The organism is Pauljensenia sp. 20925_1_27, assembly GCF_041432835.1.
In the GTDB taxonomy this organism is placed as follows: domain Bacteria; phylum Actinomycetota; class Actinomycetes; order Actinomycetales; family Actinomycetaceae; genus Pauljensenia.
Genome location: NZ_JAPWAH010000001.1, coordinates 179,007 through 199,235, shown reverse-complemented (window position 1 = coordinate 199,235; position 20,229 = coordinate 179,007). Strand labels below are relative to the sequence as shown.

15 protein-coding genes are annotated in these 20,229 nt (G+C 63.7%); 6 read left to right on the top strand and 9 right to left on the bottom strand.

Annotation, left to right across the window (positions count from 1 at the left end; all coding sequences use genetic code 11):
• Positions 1-11: 11 nt before the first annotated feature.
• The 7 genes from O3684_RS00900 to O3684_RS00870 all read right to left on the bottom strand — a co-directional run bounded on the left by O3684_RS00900 (position 12) and on the right by O3684_RS00870 (position 10,350).
• Positions 12-158, bottom strand: coding sequence for a hypothetical protein (locus tag O3684_RS00900; RefSeq protein WP_500064396.1), 147 nt, complete (start codon positions 156-158; stop codon positions 12-14).
• Positions 159-164: 6 nt separating this feature from the next.
• Positions 165-395, bottom strand: a complete 231-nt coding sequence (locus O3684_RS00895; protein WP_500064394.1) for an iron chaperone — start codon at positions 393-395, stop codon at positions 165-167.
• A 131-nt stretch (positions 396-526) separates the two neighbouring features.
• Entirely contained in the window at positions 527-2,884 is a 2,358-nt protein-coding gene (locus O3684_RS00890) for an AAA family ATPase (protein ID WP_500064393.1), read from the bottom strand.
• 203 nt (positions 2,885-3,087) lie between these two features.
• A complete protein-coding gene (gene valS, locus O3684_RS00885; RefSeq protein WP_500064392.1) occupies positions 3,088-5,799 on the bottom strand; it encodes a valine--tRNA ligase in 2,712 nt (903 codons plus the stop codon).
• Between the two features lie 175 nt (positions 5,800-5,974).
• Positions 5,975-7,339: a Na+/H+ antiporter family protein gene (locus O3684_RS00880; protein WP_500064390.1), complete on the bottom strand. Its 1,365-nt coding sequence runs from the start codon at positions 7,337-7,339 to the stop codon at positions 5,975-5,977.
• 72 nt (positions 7,340-7,411) lie between these two features.
• Entirely contained in the window at positions 7,412-8,218 is an 807-nt protein-coding gene (proC, locus tag O3684_RS00875) for a pyrroline-5-carboxylate reductase (RefSeq protein WP_500062196.1), read from the bottom strand.
• Between the two features lie 149 nt (positions 8,219-8,367).
• Positions 8,368-10,350 carry a helicase HerA-like domain-containing protein gene (locus tag O3684_RS00870; RefSeq protein ID WP_500064389.1) on the bottom strand — a complete coding sequence of 661 codons (1,983 nt, stop codon included), beginning with the start codon at positions 10,348-10,350 and terminating at the stop codon, positions 8,368-8,370.
• A gap of 207 nt (positions 10,351-10,557) precedes the next feature.
• On the opposite strand from O3684_RS00870, the gene O3684_RS00865 reads away from it, so the two are divergent.
• The 5 genes from O3684_RS00865 (at position 10,558) to O3684_RS00845 (ending at position 17,727) form a co-directional block, all read left to right on the top strand.
• Positions 10,558-11,298, top strand: a complete 741-nt coding sequence (locus O3684_RS00865) for a helix-hairpin-helix domain-containing protein (protein ID WP_500064388.1) — start codon at positions 10,558-10,560, stop codon at positions 11,296-11,298.
• On the top strand, positions 11,295-12,875 hold the full coding sequence (locus O3684_RS00860; RefSeq protein WP_500064386.1) for a ComEC/Rec2 family competence protein: 1,581 nt from the start codon (positions 11,295-11,297) through the stop codon (positions 12,873-12,875). Before O3684_RS00865 ends, O3684_RS00860 begins: the two co-directional genes overlap by 4 nt.
• A 138-nt stretch (positions 12,876-13,013) precedes the next feature.
• Positions 13,014-13,991, top strand: a complete 978-nt coding sequence (gene holA, locus O3684_RS00855) for a DNA polymerase III subunit delta (protein WP_500064385.1) — start codon at positions 13,014-13,016, stop codon at positions 13,989-13,991.
• 54 nt (positions 13,992-14,045) lie between these two features.
• Positions 14,046-15,794 (top strand): ABC transporter ATP-binding protein, encoded by a 1,749-nt coding sequence (locus tag O3684_RS00850; RefSeq protein WP_500064384.1) that lies wholly within the window; start codon positions 14,046-14,048, stop codon positions 15,792-15,794.
• 1 nt (position 15,795) lies between these two features.
• Complete coding sequence (locus tag O3684_RS00845) at positions 15,796-17,727, top strand: ABC transporter ATP-binding protein (RefSeq protein ID WP_500064383.1); 1,932 nt, start codon at positions 15,796-15,798, stop codon at positions 17,725-17,727.
• Between the two features lie 185 nt (positions 17,728-17,912).
• On the opposite strand, the gene rpsT is transcribed toward O3684_RS00845, so the two are convergent.
• Both rpsT and O3684_RS00835 read right to left on the bottom strand, forming a co-directional pair.
• Positions 17,913-18,179 (bottom strand): 30S ribosomal protein S20, encoded by a 267-nt coding sequence (gene rpsT / locus O3684_RS00840; protein ID WP_016461197.1) that lies wholly within the window; start codon positions 18,177-18,179, stop codon positions 17,913-17,915.
• Between the two features lie 211 nt (positions 18,180-18,390).
• Positions 18,391-19,023 (bottom strand): type II toxin-antitoxin system PemK/MazF family toxin, encoded by a 633-nt coding sequence (locus tag O3684_RS00835; RefSeq protein WP_500064381.1) that lies wholly within the window; start codon positions 19,021-19,023, stop codon positions 18,391-18,393.
• Positions 19,024-19,179: 156 nt separating this feature from the next.
• On the opposite strand from O3684_RS00835, the gene O3684_RS00830 reads away from it, so the two are divergent.
• A complete protein-coding gene (locus O3684_RS00830) occupies positions 19,180-20,196 on the top strand; it encodes a hypothetical protein (RefSeq protein WP_500064379.1) in 1,017 nt (338 codons plus the stop codon).
• Positions 20,197-20,229 lie beyond the last annotated feature (33 nt).

The following is a 20,229-nucleotide window of genomic DNA, read 5'->3' as shown; positions in this document are numbered from 1 at the left end:
TGGTGGCATGTTCATGACTTCGGGGGCCAGAACGAGGTGATGTCCTGCTTCTCTGCGAGCTGATGCTGGATGAAGGCATCGAGGAGTTCGTAGTCGAAGTGCTTGTTCCAGGGCTGGCGGGCGAACATCTTTCCGAAGTCCGTGCCTCGCTCACGCATGACCGGCTAGAAGCGGATCATGGTGGCGCGCTCGGGTGCCATCGCCATGTGCTTGGACGCGGCCGAGAATCCGATGATGTACGTCCCGTGGTGGGTGAACATCGGCTGGTTCCATGCGATGCGCAGCTCCAGCTCCGGGTAGTGCTGCGCTACCCAGCCCAACACCTCCACCATCCGCGCTCGGCTGTCGTCATTCGGGATGGTCGCCAAGAACGCATCGAGCGTCTTGATTGCCATGGCTTCACCTTAGGTGACAAGCATACGGGTCAGCCGTGTATAGCACTGTGTCTTTCGACGCGGGTACAGACAAGGGGGCCGCCCGTGGTTCCCCACGGGCGGCCCACAACGAACAGTGACGCTAGTAGCGTCTAGGCGTCAACACCGATCGTTGCGCCCTTTCGCATCATCATGTTGTAATGGTCCGCTGCGCCGTGCTCAGCGAAGATTTGCTCGAATGCATGGAAGAGCTGGTCAATCGTCAAGTTATGTACCGCGTGGAGGTCCATGTCGAAGGCGTCGTGTGAATTATTGTTGGTGAACGCCATGAGGGCGCGTGTAGCTGCGTCGCTTGATTCTCCCAGCTCTGTAATACTTCCGATGCCACAGAGGTGAATCAAATAAGACTCAATGATGCGTCTCATTGTGTTTCCAATAAGTGGGGAGATCTGCGCACGAGGGTCACCAGTGGGTTTCGCGTCAGCGGGGGCCGAGTTAAGAATATCCCAAGCACGTCGAACCTCTTCCCACAGGAGAGCGTATTCGCTGTGAATCTTGCTATCGTCGAAGGGGCCGCTAATGACAGACTTCGCATGTCTGTCGTGGTCTGCGGGTGATAAGACTCGTTCAATTGTGTAGAAGGCGCAATCCGTGTTTGCCTTCTCAATCTTATAGGCAGCTTCCATGTGAAAGCGTGTGCTGTGCGTGAGAATAATTAACTGATCGACGTACTTATGGGCCTTATGTTTGCCTAGTACAAGGACCTCACTAATCAATTCACGAATATATCCGGATGTGATGAAGCTGCTGAGTCCATCCATGGCGTTGACCGGATCGTCGATCACGACAGTAAATTTCTTGTCTGTGTGATCCGAGTCTTTATGGAACTGATGGAAGAAATATAGGAAGCAGATTAGGTTGCGCTCGCCATCCGAAAGTGTCGTCACATCTGTTCGCTCCTTTCGTCCGTACTTGTTTGCTCGAAGGAGAATATAGCCGTCGCGTTGAGTGGCATTTGGCAGGTGTCCGGTGATGAAGTCGTCCGTTGATGCTCCGAGCTCAAAGCTGGTCATTCCAATGCCGGACAGTGCACGATTGATGTGTTCAATGGCAGGATGGATATCCCTGCGACTCTGCTCTGCCACTTTAATAAGATCGGTTAGCTCCTTCCGCTTCTCATCTTTCTCGGCAATTTGTTCTTCTAGTGCGACGATTCGTGCTGTTGTCCCTGTCTCTCCTCCGACAATCGAGTCGAAAGCCGTGAAGGCATCATGGCATGTGTGGTGGGAATAGATGATCCAGAACTTATCGCGAAACTCTTTCTGCAGGTTGTCCTGATCGTTGACCTTTGCGTTGTGTTCGCCGATGAGCGCGTTCAGTTGTTCACCCAGCTGGCGAAGTGTGCTGTTGAAGCTGTCGATGTCCCATTCTTCTGGCGGGTCGAAGCTCTGCGACTGTTTGTCCAGTTTCTGTTTGAGGAGTGTGTGTGATGTGGAGAGGGCCTTCTCTATTGTGTCAAGCTGCGCGTTCCGCGAATACTCCGCGACGTCTTTGAGCTGATGTTTGCCAATCTCGCCCTTGAAACTGGACAGCTGCTCTAGCGATGACTCTAGAGACGTAAGGCGTGAGCGGAGTTGAGCGACGGCGTTGTCATATGATCGGTCCCAAAGCTTAGCAAGATTCTCGCTGAAATCTTGCGGTGTCTGCTGCTGACAGAAGGGGCAACGATCATCGAGTGCATCCTGATGGGCCTCCATAATTTGTTTGCCCTCACGAACCCAATCAGAATGCTGAATTTGTGAAATGAGTTCGGACAGCGGCGAATCCGCCGCCGGTATCAGTGGCGTGCGGAGTAAGTCAGGAAGGTCCTTGAGGTCTTGCGGAATCTGTGGGATGGCGCGTACTCGTGAAGCTATTTCAAGGGTAGTGGTGAGGAGTCCCTTTTCTTGCGCGGCAAGTTCGTCGAGAGTTGTTGGGAATGTGTCCTCAGGCGGTAGAGGGTTCTGTCGAATATCTTTGACCTTATCGCGCAGCTTCGTTCTACTTCCATTGTATCCATCCAGACATGATGAAAGCTGGTCAGGGACGATCTTTCTATTGCTCCAGATCCTGCTCAGTAGGGCTTTCTCGGCCTCTGACTGCTCATCCTCAGCACTTCGCTTTTTTGATTTTAGAAGTTCAATCTCCTCGCTGAGCGTTTCTCGATCCTTCTTTTTGCTCTCGATATCATTTTGATTCGCTATGCTCTGTTTCCCGAGAAAGAAGATGCCATTTTCGGTCTCCTGAAAGGTCTCCTCGATGTACTTCGAGTTAAGGACGAGAATCTCCCTGGTCGATGATTCGTCGGCGAGCGTGATCCTGTCGTCATCGGGTCCTTCGCTCAATATTCGTGTAATGGATGTCTTACCTGTTCCATTCGGGCCGAAGATGAAGTTTACCTTCTTAAGGTTTTCAAGCGTTGCTCCCGGCGCGAAGCATGGGGTTCCGCTCAGGTCTACTTTTCTGATCATGTGCCCTCCTTTGGGTTGCGTCTTGACAGTTGTAGCCTAATGACGATTAATCCTTTCCGCCCGCGTTATGCACTTGTCTGATAAGTACAAGATGAAGTCTGGTGGGTCCCAGTGGTGCTGCCCGTGTTGTGTCGGTGCAACACAGGCATACAAAAGGGGGCCGCCCGTGGTGTTCCACGGGCGGCCCCCCAGCAGCCTAACGATCAGCCCTTGCGCTTGGCAGGAGCCTCGCCCAGCTCGAAGGACTCGACCACGGCCTCGGTGGCCTCAGCGTCGTCGGAGGCAGCCACGGTCAGGGCACCCACGGCCTTGGACGCGGCCTCCAGGTCGCCCTTCACGGACTCCAGAGCCTCCACCTGAGCCTGCGGGGCGCGCACCGTCACCGCCAGGAAAGGCGTACGCGGCGACACCTTCGCCTCAGACTTCACGCGACGCAGCGCGATTAGCGCAGAGGACGCGGCCTCGAGCACCGAGGGATCGCCCTCGACGCCAGCCAGGTCCGCCACCACCGGCCACGGGGCGGTGTGCACGCTTCCCTCGCGGTACCAGCTCCACACCTCTTCCGTCACGTACGGCAGGTAGGGGGCCAGCAGGCGCACCACGTTATCAATAACGATCGCCAGAGCCGCACGGGCAGACGCGGCCGAGGCCTCGTCCCACGCGCCATCGCGGTTGTAGGCGCGCTCCTTGACCAGCTCCAGGTAGTCGTCGCAGAACGTCCAGAAGAACGACTCCGTGACCTCGAGCGCACGCGAGTGCTCGTAGGACGCCAGAGCAGCCGAGGCCTCGTCAATGACGGAGGCCAGCGCCGCCAGCACCGAACGATCCAGCGGCACCGTCACCAGCGCCGGATCCAGATCGATCGCCGCGCCCTCGCCGCCCATCGTGAGCGCAAACTTCGATGCGTTCAGCACCTTGATCGCCAGGCGGCGACCAATCTTCATCTGCTGCTCGTCGAACGCCGCATCCAGGCCCAGGCGAGCCGACGCCGCCCAGTAGCGCACGGCATCCGAACCGTACTTCTCTAGGATGCCCATCGGGGTCACGACGTTGCCCTTGGACTTGCTCATCTTCTTGTGGTCCGAATCCAGGATCCAGCCCGACAGGCCCGCGTGCTTCCACGGCAGCGCGCCGAACTCCAGGTCCGCGCGCACCACGGTGGAGAACAGCCACGTACGAATGATGTCCTGGCCCTGCGGGCGCAGATCCATCGGGTACGTGCGAGCGAACAGGTCCTCGTCATCCAGCCAGCCACACGCCAGCTGCGGGGACAGCGAGGACGTCGCCCACGTGTCCATGATGTCCAGCTCGCCCACGAAGCCGCCGGCCACGCCGCGCTGATCCTCCGTGTAGCCCTCCGGAACGTCCGTCGACGGATCGACCGGCAGCTGATCCTCAGACGGGGTGATGATGTCGTCGTAGTTGACCTGGCCGTCCGCGTCCACGCGGTACCACAGCGGGAACGGCACGCCGAAGAAGCGCTGACGGGAGACCAGCCAGTCGCCCTTCAGGCCCTTCACCCAGTTCTCGTAGCGCACGCGCATGAAGTCGGGGTGGAACTCCAGCTCGCGGCCGCGGCCGATGAGCTCCTCGTTCAGGTCCGCTCCCGAGGCCGGGTTCGTCCACGCGCGGCCACCGTTACGGATGTACCACTGGCGTGAGGTGACGATCTCGAGGGGCTTGTCGCCCTTCTCGAAGAAGTTGGTCTGACGCATCGTCTTGGTCGGCTCGCCCTTCAGCTCGCCCGACTCACGCAGGGCGGCCACCACGGCCTCGCGCGCGGAGAACGTCGTCTTGCCGGTGATCTCCTCGAAAGCCGCGCGGCCCGCGTCCGTCGTGATCCACTCGGGGGTCTCGGTGATGATACGGCCGTCCTTGCGCAAGATCGCGCGCAGCGGCAGCTCCAGGTCACGCCACCAGTCGATGTCGGTCGTGTCGCCGAAGGTACAGCACATGGCGATGCCCGCGCCTTTGTCCATCTCGGCTTCGGGGTGGGGCAGGATCGGTACCTCGACGCCGTACACGGGGGAGGCGACCGTCGTGCCGAACAGCGGCTTGTAGCGCTCGTCGTCCGGGTGGGCGATCAGGGCCACGCAGGCGGCCAGCAGCTCGGGACGCGTCGTCTCAATGCACACGTCCACGCCGTCCTCGACGGGCGCGCCAGCGGCGGCAGCCTTCGCGGCGGCCTCGGCGTCCGTGATGTGGAAGGCCAGGCGGTGGTAGAAGCCCGGGTACTCGCGGCTCTCCAGCTCAGCCTGGGCGACCGCCGTCTGGAAGGTGACGTCCCACAGGCCCGGGGCCTCGGCCTGGTAGGCCTCGCCGCGCGCAAGGTTGCGCAGGAACGCGGCCTGGGCGACCTTGCGCGCACGCGCGCCGATCGTCTGGTAGTTCTGCTTCCAGTCCACGCTCAGGCCCAGGTAGCGCCACAGCGCCTCGAACTGAGCCTCGTCTTCTTGCGTGAGGCGCTCGCACAGCTCCACGAAGTTCTTACGTGAAATCGGCTTCTGGTCGCGAGCCTTGATCGACTTGCCGTCGCCGCCCACGTGCGGGGGCTCGAAGTTGGGGTCGTAGGGCAGGGTGGCATCCACGCGCACGCCGAAGTAGTTCTGCACGCGGCGCTCGGTGGGCAGGCCGTTGTCGTCCCACCCCATCGGGTAGAACACGGACTTGCCCATCATGCGCTGGTAGCGGGCCACGACGTCAGTGTGCGTGTAGGAGAAAACATGGCCGATGTGCAGGGAGCCGGACACCGTCGGCGGGGGAGTGTCGATCGAGTACACCTGCTCGCGCGTCGCGGTGCGGTCAAAGGCGTAGGTGCCCTGGCTTTCCCAGGCCTCACCCCACTTGGCTTCGAGGCCTTCGGGTGCGGCGCGGTCGGGCACGCGAGGCGCCTGCGCACGGGTGTTCATGGCCATAATTGAGTTGTCTCCATCCGAGTCGTGGACTGTTTGCCCCACTAGCCTACGTTTCCCCAGGCATTTCGGTCCAATGCTGGGCCTGTGAGCTCCCGGCGCGTCGCTCACACGAGGCCGGGGCCAGGTCACGTATTCGTGCAACCCGGTCCCGGCCTCGTCAAGGTGAACGACGGAATCAGAGGACCATCGCCGCGATCCACCCACCGATCAACAGCGGAATGTTGTAGTGGATGAACTCGGGGATGACCGTATCCCGCATGTGGTCGTGCTGACCATCGACGTTCAGACCAGATGTCGGGCCGAGCGTCGAGTCGGACGCGGGTGAACCGGCGTCGCCCAGCGCGCCCGCCGTGCCGATGATCGACACGGTCGCGATGGGGGAGAAGCCGAGCGCCACGCACAGCGGCACGTAGATCGCGGAGATGATCGGCAGCGTCGAGAAGGACGAGCCGATACCCATTGTGATGATCAGGCCGACCACGAGCATGATCATGGCGGCCAGCGCCTTCGAGCCGTTGAACATCGCGGAGGTCTGCTGGACGAGGGGCTCGATTTGGCCGGACGCCTTGAGGACCGACGCGTAGCCCTGCGCGGTGATCATGATGAGGCCGATGAGGCTCATCATCTTCATGCCGCCGCTGAACACGTCGTCCGCCTGCTGCCAGGGCACGACGCGCATCGCAAGCATCATGCACAGGCCCACCAGGGAACCCACGAGCAGCGGGTCGGCCTCGGAATCCATCTTGGTCATGACGGCCTGGATGACGAAGCAGGCGACGAGGGCAGCGACCGCGGCCCAGACCTTCTTCATGTCGATGGGCTTGTCGCTGTTGGAGCTGAACGAGGTCTCGCGCTGTTCGTATTCGCGCGGCTTGCGGTAGGAGACGAGCAGTGCGATTGCACAGCCCACGGCCATCGAGGCTGCGGGGATCGCCATGGCGGCCATCGGGTTGACGATGCCTTCAACCGGCAGGCCAGCGTCCTCAATGTTCTTGTAGAGGATGTCGTGCAGGAAGATGCGGCCGAAGCCGATCGGTACGAACATGTAGGTGGTGACGATACCGAAGGTGATCGCACAGGCGATCAGGCGGCGGTCCATCTTGAGTTCGTTCATGACGCCGATGAGCGGGGGCACCAGCAGCGGAATGAACGCAATGTGAATCGGGATGAGGTTCTGGCTCATCACGCCCATGACGAGGACGCCGCCGATGATGCCCCACTTGGCGGAGCGGGCTACGCGCGCCGAGTTCGACTCGTCGGCGTTGCGCAGCTTCTTGATGATCCAGTTCGCCAGCAGGCGCGGCAGGCCCGAGTGGGCCACCGACATCGCGAACGCGCCAAGCAGGGCGTAGGACAGGGCGATCTTTGCACCGCCGGCGAGGCCATCCTGGAAGGCGACCATCGTGCCGGACATGCCCATGCCGGCGACCAGGCCGCCCACGAGGGAGGCCACGAAGAGGGAGATGACGACGTGCACGCGTGCGATGCTGAGGATCAGCATGACGAGCACGGAGAGCACGACTGCGTTGAAGAGCAACATGTGTGTTCCTGTGTTGAGGGTGCGCGGGTGCGCCAAATAAAGGGGAGGTAAGCCGCGACGCGGCAGGTGGAGTCAGCCGAGATGGGAATCGGCGTGGATGGATGCGTCGACGGCACCTACCAGTGCGGTCGACAAACCACCTTCCTCGGCGGCCAACAATCCTGCGATTGTGGTGCCGCCGGGGCTCGTCACCCGATCAATGAGTTGCGCGGGGATCGTGCCCGCCTCGCGCTCGGCAAGGAGCAGAGCAGCGGCTCCCGCCATCGCCTGCGCGGCAATCTCGACGGCGCTGTCCTTGGACAGTCCGTACTTGAGACCGGCGCGGGCGAACGAATCAACAATCTGGAAATACCAGGCTGGAGAGCACGAGGCCAGGGCCTGGAACACGGGGAAATAGTCCTCGTCGATGAGGATGGTGCGGCCCACCGAATCCATGAGGGATCGGACGGCTGCTACCTGTGCGTCTGTGGCGCGCGTGGCCGTCAGGGCGGTCATGGACTGCCCGACGGTGGCCGCGACGTTCGGCATGACGCGCACGAGCGGGATGCCCGCGCCGAAGTCAGTGGTGATCTGGTCGAGGGTGCGTCCGGCCGCCAGGGAGACGACGCAGGCGTCGGGTCGGGAGACCACAATGGGGGCGATCTCCTTGACGACTGCGCGCTGGTCCTTGGGCTTGACGGCCAGGAAAATGATGTCGGCCTGGCGGGCCAGGGACGCATTCGAGGAAGCGGCGGTCGCGCCGAGTTCGTCGGCGAAATCGCAGGCCTTCGCAGCCGTGCGGTTGGAGAAGACCAGTGTCGCGGGATCGACGCCGGACGCGACGGCACCGCGAGCAATGGCCTGGGCCATGGCTCCCGTTCCGATGAATCCGATACGCATCAGGGTCTCCCACGAGGAATTGGTTAATTGCGATGCAGTCTACTCCGCTTTGCCGTTTCTTGGTGTAGTGGTCGCACTGTGAGACGAGGCCGGGGCGTGGTCTCCCGCAAGGAGTTCGGCGCCCCGGCCTCGTGCCGACATCGTGGGTGTCAGCGCTTGCGCGTGCCGAAGATGGAGCGCGTAATCTCGCGGCCGGCGGTGCGCAGGACGGACCCGAGGACGTTTTCGACCTGGCGGGTGCGGCGTTCGGCGGCGCGCTGGCGGGCGGCCTCCTCCTTCTCCTGCTGCTTCTCAACCTGGCGGCGCAGCCGCTCCATTTCCTTGACGCGTGCAGCCTCTTCCTTGGCCGCGGCCTTCTCGGCCTCCTTGGCGGCGCGCTCGGCTTCCTTCTCAGCTTCCTTCCGCGCGCGTTCGGCCTCCTTGGCGGCCTCCTCCTGCGCGATGGCTTCCTCGCGAGCGGCCTGGGCCTCGGCGGCGCGGCGCTCGAGTTTCTCCTCGGCCGAGTCCGGGTTCACGGCGTCGCGGTAGCGGCCCATGATGACGCTGGACTGGTTGATGCGCGCGATCGTGTCGGCGGATGCGGGGCCCATGACGGAGGCGGGTGCCCAGATGCCGACGGGCGTGACCGGGGTGGGGTTACCCTTCGGATCCAAGACGGTGACGACGGCCTCGCCGGTACCCAGGGTCGTGAGGACCTCGTCGAGCTCCAGGGACGTCTTCGGGAAGGTCTGGACCGTGGCCTTGAGCTTCTTGAAGTCATCCGGCGTGGAGGCGCGCAGGCCGTGCTGGACGCGCGAACCGAGCTGGGCCAGGACGTCGGAGGGGACGTCCTTGGGGGTCTGCGTCACGAAGACGACGCCCACGCCCTTGGAACGGATGAGGCGCACGGTCTGGACGACCTGACGTTCGAACTCCTTGGTGGCGTCCGCAAACAGCAGGTGTGCCTCGTCGAAGAAGAACACGAGCTTGGGACGCTCGACGTCGCCGACCTCGGGCAGGGTGGAGAAGAGGTTGGCGAGCAGGAACATAATGACCGCGCTGACCAGGGCCGGGCGCGAGGAAATGTCCCCGACGCCGAGCAGTGAGATGATGCCGCGGCCCGTCGAATCCATGCGCATGAGGTCAGCCGTGTCGAAGCCGGGGGCTCCGAAGAACTGGCCGCCGCCCTGGGACTCGAGCGCGGTCAGGGCGCGCAGGATGACGCCGGCGGTGGCCTTGGAGACGCCGCCGATCGTCGCCAGCTCGTCCTTGCCCTCGTCCGAGGTCAAGAAGGAAATAACGGCGCGCAGGTCGGGCAGATCCACGAGCTCGAGGCCCTGGCCGTCCGCCCACGCGAAAATCAGCTGGAGTGCCTGCTCCTGCGTCGTGTTGAGCGAGAGGGCTCGGGCCAGCAGGATCGGGCCGAAGTCGGAGACCTGGGCGCGAACGGGCACGCCCGGGAACTGCGAATCCGCCCCACCCAGACTCAGCAGCTCGGTCGGGAATGAGGCGGGTGCCCAGTCCTGACCGTTGGCCGAGGTACGGCTCAGGAGCTTCTCGGAGCTGGCCCCGGCCTCGGCCAGGCCCGTCAGGTCGCCCTTGACGTCGCACAGGAGCACGGAGGAACCGTTCGCGGACAGGCCCTCGGCCAGGAGCTGGAGAGTACGTGTCTTGCCGGTGCCCGTCGCTCCGGCGACCAGGAGGTGGCGGTTGAACATGGGCAGCGGCATCTTGGCGGCCACGCCGGGAACGCGCGCACCACCATCGATGAGCGTGCCGATCGTGACCGTGGGGACGTCCCAGGAGTAGGCACCCTGGATCTGGGCGGCGAAGGCCGACAGTTCGCCGCTCGGTGCGGGGGACGAGGCCGGGGCGGCCTCGGGTGCTTCGGCGGCGGGAGCGTCGGTGGCGGGGGTGGCCTGCGCGGCCTCCACCTGGCTGCGCAGCGCGTCGGCTGTGGCGCGCGCATCTGCGGCCTGAGCGGCCTCAGCCTCGGCCTGCACGGCGGGTTCCTGCGCGGCCGCGGATCCGGCGGCTTCGAGCTGGAGGCGCAGGGCTTCTGCCTTCGCGCGGGCGGCCTCAGCCTCGGCGGCCTTTGCCGCGGCTTCCGCTGCGGCGAGCTGCGCCTTCAGATCCTCGATGTTCTCGCTCATGGTGTGGTCTTTCGGCTCTGGGCGCGGTGCGCCACTGTACTTCGACGTTACCGGAACAGTATCCCTTGGGACTGCGGTCCCCTGCGAGTTATTCGTGAGTGGAGTGGGTGTGTGATTTGTCCACAGCCCCCGTGTGCCCACTGCAGTTATCCACAGGGGTGTCATTTCGCGTGTTCTGAGCCCATGCGTCGGGGTTAGCGTGCATGCATGAACGTGTCACGATGGTTGGCGCGTCGGCGCATGGCGGCGCTGACGAAAGCCGTATACGACAGTGCCCTGAGCGAGGATGACGAACCCGCCGAACCGAGCGTCGCCCGCTTCCTCCCCGGAGGAGCGAGCGTCGCCGCCCTCATCGTCGTGGTCGTGCTCATCGCAGCCGTGGGCGTATGGAGACACGCCGCCACGCAGGAACGCGCCGACAGCCTCGCGCAATCCTCCCCAGAGCGACAGGAGAGCGGCGCCACGGCAGCTACTGCGCCCCCAGCCGCGTCCGCACCTCCGTCCGTGTCGGTGGGGGACCAAGCCACAGATGTCGTTGTCTACGTCTCCGGAGCGGTTGCCTCTCCCGGAGTACTCACCCTTCCCGCCTCCTCCCGAGTCATCGACGCCATCACCGCAGCGGGAGGAGCTCTGCCCGAGGCCGATCTGGAGTCGATCAACCTCGCACGCATCCTCGTTGATGGGGAACAGATACGGGTCGGCGTCGCAGGGGAGTCACCCCCGCCCTCATCACCCGAAGGAAACACGTCCGCCGGAGCCTGCGTCCGCCTGAACACCGCCACCGAGACAGAACTCCAGACGCTACCCGGCATCGGCCCCGCCCTCGCCAAGCGCATCGTCACCTACAGATCCACGCACCCGCGCCTGACATCCGTCGACGAACTCGACGACGTCCCCGGCATCGGCCCCTCACTCATCGAGAAGATACGACCCGGGGTATGCGGATGAACGACACACAATGCGCTCCCCGCATGATCGACCTGCGCCTCGCGCCTGCAGCCGCCGCCACCTGGGCTGCCACGTGGTGGGCGACAGGTCATCGCGTGCACTGGGAGGCCATGAGTGCGTGCGCCATCCTCGCCCTCGCCTGCGCGGCCTCCTACGCGTGCTCGCGACGAGGCCGACGCGCCCCCCGGCATGCCCTCACCCCACCCGGATCACTCCGGCTCGGCCTCGCACTGCTCCTCGCGTGCATGTCCTGCGCGCTCGCGGTTGGGTCCGTCGCGCGCAAGCAATACGACTGGGACCCCGCCCGCCGCGACTCCGGACCCATCCACGCGCGCGTACGCCTGCAGACCGACCCAGCCCCGGCCTCGTCAGGCTTCTCCACCACACGCCGCGCCCACGCCCGCATCGAGGCCGTCGCAGCGGGGAAGGAATGGATACCCTCACATGCGACCGCGCTCGTGAACGCTTCCGGGTGGGGCAGCGGCGCGCGCGGTGACATCTACGAGGTCTGGGGGAGCCTGGACGCCACCTTCGCGTCAGACGCGCCGTCGGTGGGTGCGATCCGCGTCAGACGATCCCGCCTGATCGAGCGGCCCGACGGTCTAGCGGGCTGGAGGCGCACCACCCACGAAACCTTCGCGCGCGCATGCTCCTCCCTGCCCAGGGACGCGCGCGCCCTCGTGCCCGGGATGGCGATCGGGGACGACCGAGGCATGCCCGCAGACCTCGCCCAAGCCATGAGAACGACCTCCCTCACCCACCTCACCGCCGTCTCCGGATCCCACATCGTCATCATCCTCGCCACCGTCACCCTCGTGGTCCCCGCACGAAAACCCCTGCGCCTAGGGGCAACCATCCTCGTCCTGGGCACAATCCTCATCCTCGTCGGCCCCGAAGCCTCAGTGGTGCGCTCCGTCTGCGTCGCAGCTGTCGCCGCACTCGGACTCATCCTCGGACGCGACGGCCAATCAATCGCCGCCCTGAGCGCCGTCGTCATCGCCACGCTCCTCATCGACCCCTGGGCATCATGCTCCTACGGCTTCGCACTTTCCGCGCTCGCCGCGCTCGCGGTCGTCGGCCCGTCGTCTGCGCTCATCCGTCGCTCGCGCCGACGCATTCGCGCAGACACGCGCGCGGGGCGGACGCTGCGTCGTCTCGTGGAGATGGTCTGCGTGCCCGCCCTCGCGGAACTCGCGACCGCGCCCCTCATCGTGTCACTCTCGTCAACCGTGCCGGTGTGGGGAATTATCGCTAACGTCGTCGCCGAGCCCGCCGTTCCCATCGCGACGATCGCGGGGATTGCGGGCGCTCTCCTCGCCCCGCTGAGCATCCCAGTCGCCTCGGCATGTGCGCGCGTTTCCTCGTGGGCGACGGCGTGGATCGCGGGTGTTGCTCGGTTGTGCTCGGATCTACCGGGAAATGGGGTGGCCGTGCCCGGCGGGGCAGCGACCGTTGTGAGCATATATGCGTGCGGCTGCGCCGGATGGCTTGCCTGGCGGGCGTGGGTGCGGTGGGGAACTCCGCTCATCGACGAGAGCGAGCTCATTGACGAGAGTGAAACGTCAGGGCAGGAGTAAGACGCCACTATGGGGGTGCCGTCAAACCGTCGTGACACCTGCCACGACTATTGTCCGCCGTGGGCAAAGAGGGACGCAGATGGGCCCTCCGAGTGGCAGACTTAGGGAGTTACTATCACAGCGGAAAGGCAGGAAGACGTGGCAGCACGCGGTTCGCGCCCGGCGGCCCCAGCCGAGATAACGCTGGCACCCATCGTGTTGATCAAAGGCCCCGAAGGCCTCCTCGTCGACCGTGCCCTCGACCGGCTACGCGCCCTCGCCCACGAGGCCGACCCCAACCTCGAACGCACCGACATCAACGCGGCCACCTACCAGGCCGGACAGCTCGACGTGATCGCCTCGCCCTCGCTCTTTGGCGAATCTCGCATGGTCATCATCCGAGACCTCGAGACCATGAGCGACGCACTCGCCAGCGACCTCATCGCCTACTGCGCGGCACCCGCCCCCGACGTGTGGATGTTCCTAGCCCATCCCGGTGGAAACGCTCGGGGCAAGAAAGTCATCGACACGATCACCAAGGCCAAATGGCCCGTGATCCCCGCCGATCCGCTGAAAAATGACCGTGACAAGCTGGCCCTCATTGCCTCCGATGTGCGGGCCGCGCGTCGGCAGATGGACACCGAGGCCCAGCAAGCCCTCGTGGACGCGCTAGGTAACGACCCTCGCGCGATGGCGGGCGCACTGGCGCAGCTTCTCTCCGACGTGAGCGGACGCATCACCCTGGAGGACGTGCGGCGTTACCAGGCGGGACGCGTTGAGGCCACGGGATACGACGTCGCCGACGCGGCCGTCGCGGGGAACTCGGCGAAGGCGCTCACGCTCGCCCGGCACGCGTTCGCGACCGGCATTGCCCCGCAGTTGCTCGTCAGCGCTCTGGCCATGAAGTTCCGCGCCATGGCGAAAGTATCGATTGGTGGCTCGGCGTCCACCCTGAAGATGGCGCCCTGGCAGGTGGACCGTGCGAGGCGCGAGCTGCGTGGCTGGTCCGATGCGTCGCTGGCGGGAGCCTTCGGTGCCATCGCCACGGCAGACGCCGAAACAAAGGGCGCGTCGCGGGACCCCGAGCGCGCCATCGAAAGAGCAATTATTACCATCTGCAGGCTGCACGGGCGCTGAATGCGCGCCCCGGCCTCGTCTATCGGACGCCCGTAGGGAGTGAAGAAGAGATATATGAAAACCATCCGCACGCTGGTGGGGAGGCTACGCGAGTTTAAGACCGCCTCGATCCTGACCCCGCTGTTCATCATCGGTGAAGTGATCCTCGAGTGCTTGATCCCGCTGACCATGGTCTCGCTCGTGGATGCGCTCGACGGCGTGTCCCTGAGCCCCGTCATGCGCCTGGGCCTGATCCTGACCGGGCTGGCCTTCGCCTCGCTGGCCTGCGGTATCCTCTCTGCGCGCTTCGCCGCGACCGCCTCGGTGGGCCTGGCAAAGAACCTGCGCCAGGACCTCTTCTTTAAGGTGCAGGACTTCTCGTTTGCGGACATCGACCGCTTCTCGACGTCCTCTCTGGTCACTCGCATGACCACGGACGTCACCAACGTGCAAAACGCCTTCGGCATGCTCATCCGCATCGCTGTGCGCGTGCCCCTCATGATCGTCTTCTCCATCGTCATGGCGTGGCGTATCAACGTCCAGATGGCCCTCATCTTCCTCGGCATGGTGCCGGTGCTCGCCATCATCCTGGCAGCCATCGTGCTCATCGCCTTCCCGATCTTCCGTCGTATTTTCAAGAAGTACGATGCCCTGAACAACTCCGTGCAGGAGAACGTCGCGGCGATCCGCGTGGTGAAGTCCTTCGTGACCGAGGACTACGAGACCACGAAGTTCCGCGCGGCATCGCAGGACGTACGCAAGGACTTCACGAACGCTGAAAAGCTCATCGCGCTCAACAGTCCCGTCATGATGTTCTTTGTCTTCGCAGCGATCGTGGCCGTCGACTACGTTGGCGCTTCGATCATCATCAACTCGGGTGCGACCGAGCTGACGAAGGGCGGGCTTACCGCCCTCATCACCTACGGCATCCAGATCCTGACACATATGCTGATGCTCGCCTTCATCTTCGTCATGACGACGATGGCCGCAGAGTCCGCGCACCGTATCGCCGAGGTTCTCAACCACGAGCCGTCGCTCACGTCACCCGAGAACGGCGCGACCGACGTTGCGGATGGTTCCGTCGTCTTCGAGGACGTGTTCTTCAAGTATTCGGCGAGCGCCGAAGAGAACGCCCTGTCTGACATCAATCTGCGCATCGAATCCGGATCGACGCTCGGCGTCGTGGGCGGCACGGGCTCCTCCAAGACCTCGCTGATCCAGCTGATCTGTCGCCTTTACGAGGTCTCCGAGGGATCCGTGAAGGTTGGCGGTCGCGACGTGCGCGACTACGATCTGAGCGCCCTGCGTGACGCGGTCGCCGTCGTCCTGCAGAAGAACGTTCTGTTCTCCGGCACGATTAAAGACAACATGCGCTGGGGTAACCCCGAGGCCACCGACGAACAGATCGAGCATGCGTGCAAGCTCGCGCAGGCCGACGAGTTCATCCAGCAGCTGCCCGGGGGCTACGACTACGTGATCTCCCGAGGCGGCAGCAACGTGTCGGGTGGCCAGAAGCAGCGCCTATGCATTGCCCGTGCACTGCTGAAGAACCCCAAGATCCTCATCCTGGACGACTCGACCTCCGCGGTGGATACGAAGACCGACTCGCTGATTCGCAATGCTTTTGAGACCGAGATCCCGGGCACGACGACGATCATCATCGCCCAGCGCCTCTCGTCGGTGAGCCATGCCGATCAGATCATCGTCCTGGACGACGGTCGTATCACGGAACGTGGGACTCACGAGGAGCTGATGGCAGCGGGCGGCGAGTACCGAGAGATCTACGATTCCCAGAACGCCGCGAGCGAAAGCGAGGTGGCCTGACATGGCACGCACGCGCAACTCCCGAATCGACGACGCTGACAAGCTCGAGGGTATTGAGCGTCCCTTCGGCCGCTTGATGGCCTACGTCTTCCGGCACTATCCGGTGCGCATCTGCCTGACGATTGTGTGCATCATCCTCGCATCCGTGGCCTCGGCCGTCGGCTCAATCTTCATGCAGCAGATCGTCGACAACGTCGTGACCCCGGGCCTGGAGAGCGGCTTCGATGCGGTGCGAGGAACCCTGGTACGCCTCGTCGTCACGATGGCTGTCATCTTCGGTGCCGGCGTTATTGGCAGCTTCATCTACACGCGTGCCATGGCGATCGTGACGCAGGGGACACTCAAGCATATGCGTGACGACATGTTCGACTCGATGGAGCGCCTGCCCCTGCGATTCTTCGACACGCACCCGCACGGCGCGATCATGTCGACCTACACGAACGATACGGACGCGATCCGCCAGCTGATCGGCCAGTCGATCCCGACGCTCATCCAGTCGGGCCTGACCATCATCGTGCTGGTTGGCACGATGCTCTACTACTCCGTGTGGCTGTTCCTCGTTGTGCTCCTCGTGGGTGCGCTCATGGCCTTCCTGACCGGCAAGCTTGGAGGCCTGTCGGGCCGCTTCATGAAGGCGCAGCAGGCGGCTCTCGCTGACGAAGAAGGCTTCATCGAAGAGATGATGGACGGCCAGAAGGTTGTCCAGGTCTTCAATCACGAGCAGGATGCCAAGGATGAATTCGTGGAGTTCAACCAGAAGCTCTTCGAGTCCTCGCAGAAGGCGAACATCTACGGCAACGTGCTGATGCCTGCCCTGGGCAACATCGGTAACATCATGTACGTCGTCATCGCCATCGTCGGCGGCGTCATGATCCTGGAACAGACGCCGAACATTCACCTTGTCGGCGTCGATGTCATCACGGTCGGCGTGGTTGTCTCCTTCCTGGGTATGGTCCGTAACTTCTCGCAGACGATCGGCCAGATGTCGATGCAGGTCCCCATGATTGCCCTGGGCATGGCGGGTGCGGGCCGCGTGTTCGCGCTCATCGACCAGAAGCCCGAGGAGGATGAGGGCTACGTGACCCTCGTGCGTGCGCGCGAGCTGCCCGATGGCTCGCTCGAGCCGACCGAGGAACGCACGGGAATCTGGGCGTGGCGTCACCCCCACAAGGCCGACGGCTCCGTCACCTACACGCGCCTGCGCGGCGAGCTGGTCATGGAGGACGTCGACTTCTCCTACGACGGCGAGAAGCAGATCCTGCACGATATCTCCCTGTGGGCCAAGCCCGGCCAGAAGATCGCCTTTGTGGGCGCTACGGGTGCTGGAAAGACGACGATCACCAACCTGATCAACCGCTTCTACGACATCGCCGACGGCAAGATCCGCTACGACGGCATCAACATCAACAAGATCCACAAGCCGGACCTGCGTCGCTCGCTCGGCGTCGTCCTGCAGGACGTCAAGCTGTTCACGGGCACGGTCATGGAGAACATCCGCTACGGCCGTCTGGACGCCACGGACGAGGAATGCATTGCCGCCGCGAAGCTGGCCAATGCGGACTCCTTCATCCGACGCCTGCCCGAGGGCTACGACACGATGCTGACGGGCAACGGCTCGAACCTCTCGCAGGGCCAGGCCCAGCTCTTGTCGATCGCGCGTGCCGCCGTGGCCGACCCGCCTGCGATGATCCTGGACGAGGCAACCTCCTCGATTGATACGCGCACCGAGGCCCACGTGCAGCAGGGCATGGATAACCTCATGGAGGGGCGCACGGTCTTCGTGATCGCCCACCGCCTGTCGACGGTGCGTAACTCGGACGCGATCATGGTCCTCGACCACGGTCGCATCATCGAGCGCGGCAGCCACGACGACCTGATCGCGCAGAAGGGCGTGTACTACCAGCTGTACACGGGCGCATTCGAGCTCGAGTAAGCGCTGGTGGGTCGCAGTATTGCCCCGGCCTCGTTTCAACGAGGTCGGGGCTCAGCTATGCGCGTGACGTGCCCGAGTGTGGAACGGGTCGGGGCATGCCTCGACCATGGGCAAGCACGGGGGAGTGGGTATACGAAAGCGGGCCGCCCAGTGGGCGACCCGCTTCATGTCAAACGTGCGTTTGATCAGTCAGCGATCGAGGCGACGCGACGAGCAAGCTTGGACTTGCGGTTCGCGGCCTGGTTCTTGTGGATGACGCCCTTGGAGACGGCGACGTCCAGCTTGCGCGAAGCGATGCGCAGAGCGGCGAGAGCCTTGTCCTTGTCGCCGGCCTCAACGGCCTCGCGCGTGTGACGGACCAGGGTCTTCAGCTCGGACTTCACGGACTGGTTACGAACGCGGCGCTTCTCGTTGGTGAGGATGCGCTTCTTCTGGGACTTAATGTTTGCCACAGTCGGATTTCTCCTTGATGTATGTCTGACAGGGTCGGTGAGGGCTGTGTCAAGACCGGGACTTAGGCGTGGGGACACCCGCAAACGGTCCTAACCAGACCCCCTGCCCGACCAGGCCGGGAGTCCAACGACCGATCATACCAGGGCAGGGCCTTGTCGTCATATTCCTGGTGCTTGTCCGGCGTCGTAAGGTCGGTCACGTGTCGCGGGGTCATTCTCCGTGCGTGCGGTAGTGCTCCTCGAGTGCGTCGACGATGAGCTGCCAGGTCGACTTGGGCAGGATGGAGCCCTCGCGCCGCACGTCGGTGGCCTTCACCCACAGAGCGCGGTCGAGTCGGACCTCGGAGGGGCGGCCCTTTGAATCCCATTCGCCTGAGCCGATGTTGAACCAGTAGCGTCCGGCGGCCGCCTCCTGGGCGGCATCGCGTGTGTGGTCCTTACTCGTCAGCTGCAGGATATATACGCCCTCGCCCTGCGCGCCGATGACGACGGCGGGGCGGTCCTTTCCGACGGAGGTGTCCTCCTGATAGGGAACCCAGGTCCACACGACTTCACCGGGGTCGGCGTCCCCATCCATGATGGGTGTGTACGAGGCATTGGCGAGCGCGTCGGCGATGCTCGCTTCGCGGATGGACGTCTGGGGACGGCCCGACGTAGCCGGGTCCTCGTAGCGGTGGTGGGAGCCGGTATGTGCGCTGGGCGACGCCGATGAGCGCGGCTTTGGTGTCGTTTTGTTGGTCGGCTGACGCTGCGATGGCTTGGTGGTGTTCGACTGTGATTCCTCGGCGGTGCCGGAGATGACGCTGATGAGGAAGTTGAACAGGCCCCTGACGAATGAATTCATGGGACCAGCATACGGCAGGGGAGGATTCGCCCGATTTTATCCACAGGGGTTCTGCGCGCGGCCAGGTTATCCACAGGGGTCGTTTCTCTGCGTGACAGTGCGCGGTTGTCTGTTTCATTCTGGATGTGTTCGCAGATGAACCCTCAACGATGAAAGGTGACGACGATGTCCACTGCAACGATTCACGGTCCGATTGTATCCCTCGATGCTTTCGGCCTGGCCTCCTCCACCCCTGACTCACCCGACGCCCGGGCGCGCGCGTGCCTGGCTGATGCATTGAGCAGCGCCGCTGGCGGCGCGTTGGAGCGAGCCCTTGAATGTGCGACGGGGGTGTACCAGGACGAGGAGGTTGCGATCGAGCTGCGTCTCGAAGCGGCCAAACTCTGTGTCGACTGGCATAGCGCGCGGGGATCCTACGACCGGTGCCGACGCGTGGCGGGTGATGCCGCGCGGCTCGGAGCGAGGGCTTTGGAGCGTGACCATCCCCTTGTCCTCATGCTGAGGAACTCGGAAGCCTACTGGCTGTCGGTTCTGGGGTTCAACGATATGGCGGCCCGCCGCTTCGGGGCGCTCGTCGCTGATGTAAAGGCCTGCCGAGGCCTCGACCCTCAGATTGCGTTCGCGATTCGCAATAATTCGGCGATGCCGTGGAAGAACACGGGGAAGTGGAACAGGGCGGCCCGCGTCTACCGTGAGCTCCTCGCGGACATGGAAGAAACTCGCGACGAGGCCGACATGACGCTGCTGACGGTACGCGACAACCTCGCTGAGGTTCTTTCAGCCGATCGACACTACGACGAGGCGATCGCGCTCTACGAGCACAACATGGACGCGCTGCTGACGGTCGTTGAACGCGGTGACTGGCGGGTGTTGCGCCTGCGCAACGAGATCGCTCGCAATACCTGGATGGGAGGCGATCGGGATGCCGGCGAGGATCTGTGGACGGTTCTGGCAGAAGACTGCCGCCGATACCTGGGGGATCGGGATCCGCTTACGGCGCGTATCCGCACCATTTTGCTCACCTTGGCCACGATGCGCGGTGACGACCAACGTGCCGAGGCCATCGCGCGCAAACTTCGCGATGATCATCCCGATGACTGGGAAGACTGCGACTTCACCGAGGCGATTTCCATCGTTGCTCAGGGGGAAATGGGAGGCGCGTCAGGGCTGTGAGCCGTGGCCACTGTGCGCGACTTCCCGCGCCTG